This window comes from Mycobacterium asiaticum, assembly GCF_001673315.1.
In the GTDB taxonomy this organism is placed as follows: Bacteria; Actinomycetota; Actinomycetes; order Mycobacteriales; family Mycobacteriaceae; genus Mycobacterium; species Mycobacterium asiaticum_B.
The window spans coordinates 1-5,205 of record NZ_LZLQ01000131.1; the positions used below are offsets into that span (position 1 = coordinate 1).

General features: G+C 73.2%; 2 protein-coding genes and 1 pseudogene. 2 read left to right on the forward strand and 1 reads right to left on the reverse strand.

The window, feature by feature from the left end:
- Positions 1 to 122, reverse strand: a pseudogene (locus tag A5636_RS25770) (HNH endonuclease signature motif containing protein); the annotation flags it as partial.
- An 82-nt stretch (positions 123 to 204) separates the two neighbouring features.
- Here A5636_RS25770 and A5636_RS21195 point away from each other — a divergent pair.
- Together A5636_RS21195 and A5636_RS21200 are read left to right on the forward strand one after the other, a co-directional pair.
- Entirely contained in the window at positions 205 to 4,326 is a 4,122-nt protein-coding gene (locus tag A5636_RS21195; protein WP_065160603.1) for a hypothetical protein, read from the forward strand.
- Positions 4,327 to 4,667: 341 nt separating this feature from the next.
- Positions 4,668 to 5,205: PE family protein (locus tag A5636_RS21200; RefSeq protein ID WP_301336735.1), on the forward strand; the 538-nt coding region annotated here is incomplete at its 3' end.

Genomic DNA, 5,205 nt, shown 5'->3' on the forward strand with positions numbered 1-5,205 from the left:
GTCCAGCCGGTTTCGGCGAGTCTGTTGTGGGGTCCGCAGGCCAGGGTGAGGTCGGTGATGTCGGTGCGGGCGGTGGTGGTCCAGCCGGTGACGTGGTGGACTTCGCTGTGGTAGGCCGGGGCGCACGGTGCTACGGGGGCCACACCCACCACCGGTGGCGGTCACGGCGGCGCCGGCGGTAGTGGTGCCAGCAGCAACTCGTCCTTGTATGCGGGTGGGGCCGGCGGTAATGGCGGTCATGGCGGGTCTTTCGGCGACGGCGGCACCGGCGGCGCCGGCGGCACCGGCCACACGGGCTCCACCGGCACCACCGGCACCTCGTTGCAAACGACGGGCGGTGCCGGCGGCCATGGCACGGCCGGGGGCCAGGGCGGGACCGGCGGTAACGGCGGCGCGCAGCACGGCAATGCCGGTGCCGGCGGCAATGGCGGCACCGGCGGTAGCGGCGGTGTGGGCGGCAACGGGTTCGACGCCGCCGCATCGGGGTCGGATGGCCGTGACGGCGGACACGGGGGTGACGGCGGTCAAGGCGGCGCCGGCGGTAGCGGCGGTGCCGGCGGTACTGCGGTCGCAGGACTCAACGGGAAAGCGGGCGGCGGCGGCGCGGGCGGTAGCGGCGGTGTCGCTGGCTCCGGCGGCGGCGGGGCCGCTGGTGATCCGACTCTGACAGTCCTACAAGGCAACGGCGGCAACGGCGGCAACGGCGGCAACCCCGGCGCCGGAGGTCAAGGTGGGGCTGCTGGTCAGGGCGCCAACCCGGCCTTGGACGGCACGACCGGACCAAATGGCACCGCACCCACTAGCGGTGGTAACGGCGGCAACGGCGGTGCCGGCGCTACCCCCACCACCCCGGGCGGCAGTGGCGGCAACGGTGGCAATGGCGGCAACGGCGGGTCGCTCGGGAACGGCGGCATGGGTGGAACGGGCGGTGCCGGTGCCGGTAACCCGACGCCCGGCAGCAGCGGCGGCAATGGCGGCAACGGTGGCTACGGCGGCAACGGCGGGTCGAACGCCGGCACCGGCGGCGACGGTGGCCGGGGCGGTAATGGGGCCGCCGGAGCCGACGGACAAGACTTCTCCGCACTATCCAACGGCGAGAGTGGCGGCAACGGCGGTAACGGGGGTAGCGGGGGCTCCGGCGGTAAGGGCGGCGACTCCTTCGCCCTATTCGCCAAGGCCGGCAACGGCGGTGCCGCCGGCAACGGCGGTGCGGCGGGTAACGGCGGCGGCGGGGCCGCTGGTGATTCGACTTTGACTGTGAACCAGGGTGCCGGCGGTAACGGTGGCAACGGCGGTGAAGTGGGCGGTGGTGGCCAAGGTGGCGCTGGCGGTAAGGGCGTCATTCCGGCCATGAAGGGGGCGGACGGGGCAGACGGCAGCGCGCCCACCAGCGGCGGAAACGGCGGCAACGGCGGAAACGGCGCCACCGCCACCGCTGCGGGCGGTGACGGCGGTGACGGCGGCAGGGGCGGCAACGGCGGGTCCCTGGGCAACGGCGGTCACGGCGGACGGGGCGGCAACGGCGGAGCCGGCACAGACGGTGACTCTGCCACCGATACCGGGATTTCAGGCACGTCTGGCACCGACGGTGGGGCCGGTGGAAAAGGTGGGGCCGGCGGTAACGGCGGTATGGCTGCCGGCCACGGCGGTGACGGCGGCAATGGCGGCACCGGTGCCAAGGGCGGTGACGGCGGCAACGGCATGACGGGCTCTCAGGGCTCTAGCGGGTTTCCGGGTCCCGGCGGTGACGGTCAGGACGGCGGCAACGGCGGTAACGGAGGTAACGGAGGCGCCGGCGGTAACGGCGGCGTGGGCGGTCAGGCACAGGCGAAGGGGTTCAGCCACGGCAGCACCGGCGCAGGCGGGAACGGCGGCAATGCCGGTAACGGCGGCACCGCCGGTGACGGTGGACTCGGGCAGGCCGGGACCAGCAGTTCCGATAGCGGTTCTGTCGGTCGTGGCGGTGACGGCGGCGACGGCGGTAATGCCGGCGTCGGCGGGACGGGAGGTGTCGCCGGCACTGGCTCCTCGACGGGCCTGGACGGTGCCGACGGCATCACTCACAACGGCGGCAAGGGCGGTAACGGTGGCGATGGCGGTTCCGCTCAGGCAAAGGCCGGCGGTTCCGCCAAAGACGGCGCGGCCGGTGGCCACGGCGGTAACGGTGGTTCGGGTCTCAACGGAGGTGCCGCGGGTAACGGCGGCAATGGCGGGGGAGCGCTGGACCAGGCGGGCTTCGCAGGCACGGGCGGCAAGGGAGGTGATGGCGGGGCCGGCGGCACCGGCATGATCAACGGCGGCCTTGGCGGCTTCGGTGGTCTTGGCGGCAGCGGCACTGTCAGCGGTACCTCTGCGGCAGTCGGTGGCCATGGCGGCAGCGGCGGCGCCGGCGGCGGCGCTGGCACTGGGTTTGGCGGTCCGGGAGGCGCCGGTGGGGCCGGCGGACTGGGTGACAGCGTAAGCGGCCCCGGCGGCAACGGCGGTAGCGGCGGCAAAGGCGGTAGCAGTACCAGTGGGATTGGCGGCTTCGGCGGCCAGGGCGGCCTTGGCGGAGCCGGAAATTCAGGCGGCTCCGGCGGTTCGGGCGGCGCCGGTGGTGCGGGCGACTTCGGTGGTGGCGAAGGCGGTATGGGCGGCTTCGGCGGCCAGGGCAACTTCACCGGCTCTGGTGGTAGCGGCGGTAACGCTGGTGCCGGCGGCAACGCAACCAAGGGGTTTGGTGGTGCCGGTGGCCAAGGCGGTTACGGCGGTAATGGCGGTATCGACGGCGACGGCGGCAATGGTGGCTTCGGCGGCATCGGTGGCCACGGCGGCGACAGCGACATAGGTGGCGTCGGCGGTGCCGGCGGCAAGGGTGGCCACGGCGGCAACGGCGGGGATACCGGACTGGGCGGAGATGCCGGCGCCGGGGGTGCCGGCGGAAACGGCGGCAACGGCACGCAGGGTGCGGGCGGCGCGGGCGGCGTCGGGGGTGCCGGAGGTAACGGCGGTACCAGCAACAGCACCACCACGGGCAACGGTGGCGCAGGCGGTGCCGGCGGGCATGGCGGAAATGGCACGGAAGGTGCCGGCGGTGCCGGAGGCGATGGCGGCAACGCGGGCACCGCGGGCAAGGCCAACACGAACGCCGTGGGCGGCGAGGGCGCCAACGGTGGCGCCGGCGGCAACGGCGGCAACGGCACCACGGGGGGTGCCGGTGGTAATGGCGGCAACGGTAGCTCCGGTGCGTCCAGCGGCAGCAATGTCGTGAACGTCACCGCGGGCAACGGCGGCAACGGCGGCAACGGTGGCAACGGTGGCCACGGCACCCAAGGCGCCGGCGGGCAGGGTGGCGCCGGCGGGAGCGCCGGCCACGGCGGCCACGGCGGTGGTTCGACCGGCGGCGACGGCGGTAACGGCGGCAACGGAGGCAACTCCGGCAACAGCACTGGCGTCGCGGGTCTTGCCGGTGGTGCCGCGGGTTCCGCCGGCAACGGCGGCGGCACTAACAGTCCAGGCGGCCGGGGCGGCAGTGGCGGCAACGGCGGCGGCGGTGGCAGCGGAGGCAACGGCACCACGGGCGGCGCCGGTGCCCACGGCGCTGATGGTGGGGCCGCTGCCGGTAACGGTGCTACGGCACTGGGCCTCGCCGCCGGTCATGGAGGGAACGGCGGCAGCGGCGGCAGCGGCGGCCACGGATCCGCCGGCTCCGGTGGCCAGGGCGGCAATGGTGGCGCAGGCGCGAACGGCGGTGCCGGAAACGGTGGCAGCGGCGGCAACGCCGGTGCTGGCGGCAAGGGCGGCAACTCGGGCAACAGCACGGGCGTCGCGGGCCTTGCGGGTGGCGCCGGTGGCAACGGCGGTACCGGCGGCGGCACCAACGCCCCGGCCGAAAACGCGGGCAGCGGCGCCGCCGGCGGTGGCGGCGGCAACGGTGGCAACGGCACGACTGGCGGCGCCGGCGGAAACGGTGGCACCGGTGGTGCGGGTGCCAGCGCCGGCGGGGCCGGCGGCATTGGCGGGTCCGGCGGCGAGGGGGGTGATGGTGGAGCCGTCAACGCCACCGGCCCCATCAACAACAGCTCGCGCATCACTGGTGGCGACGGCGGGGACGGTGGCTCCGGAGGGGCCGGAGGCGCTGGTGGGGATGTCCAGTTGATCGGTGATGGTGGCCGCGGCGGTGACGCGGGTGCTGCCGGCCTCGGGGGTCAGGGCGGCGCGGTTAGCCCTGTTGAGGAGGGACTCCCGGGCGGTCCGGGCTTGCCTGGGAGTCCGGGCGTGCCCGGCCCGGGTGGTAACGCCGGGAAGCTCTATGGCACACCCGGGACCTCCGGAGCTCCGGCATGAGGCGCTAAGGCCAGCGTCTGATCGGATGGTGATGGCCACCTTATTGCGGGCCGCACCGGTGCCGACCAGCACCCAGTCCTGATGTTGTTGTGCGACAGATGAATTAGTCACCTGCGGCATGTTGGCCAGGAGGTCTGACTTGGCGTCGAGCGTGCCGCTCACCCATCGAACTGTCAGCGGTGTCGCGGGCCGGTGGTGATGGTGCTGGCATCGTGGATTATTTGGGTTTGTTTTGAGGGTGTGTGTTTCGCCACGGTGTGGTGGGGGTGGTCGTAGTGTGGCGCTGCTCGGCGATGGGTTTCGGGGCCAGGATGTCGTGAAGGGAGCGGGTTTTGTCTGGTGTGGTGTGGGTGGTGCCGGAGGCGGTTGTGGTGGCGGCGGCCGATGTGGAGCGGATTGGGGTAGTGGTTCGGGCGGTGAATGCGGCGGCGGTGGTGTCGACGTCGCGGGTGGCGGTGGCTGCGGGTGATGAGGTGTCGGCGGCGGTGGCGGCGTTGTTTTCTGGTCATGGGCAGGCCTATCAGCAGTGCAGTGCTGTAGCGGAGGCATTTGAGGCGCGGTGGGCGCAGGCGGTGCAGGGCGCGGGGCAGGCGTATGCGGGTGCCGAGGCGGCCAATGTTGGGTGGTTGCAAAGCTTTGAACAGCGGGTGCTTGGTGTATTGAATGCCCACACCGAGGCGCGGTTGGGGCGTCCGCTGGTTGGTGATGGTGCTGCGGGCAGCGCGGGCAGTCCTAATGGTGGGGCGGGCGGGATTTTGTACGGCAATGGCGGTGCCGGCTACAGCCAGACCGCGGCTGGGGTCGCGGGCAGCGGCAGCTCTGTGGGTGCCAACGCCGGAGCTAGCGGCAATGCGAGCTTGGCCAGCGGCAGTGGCTCGA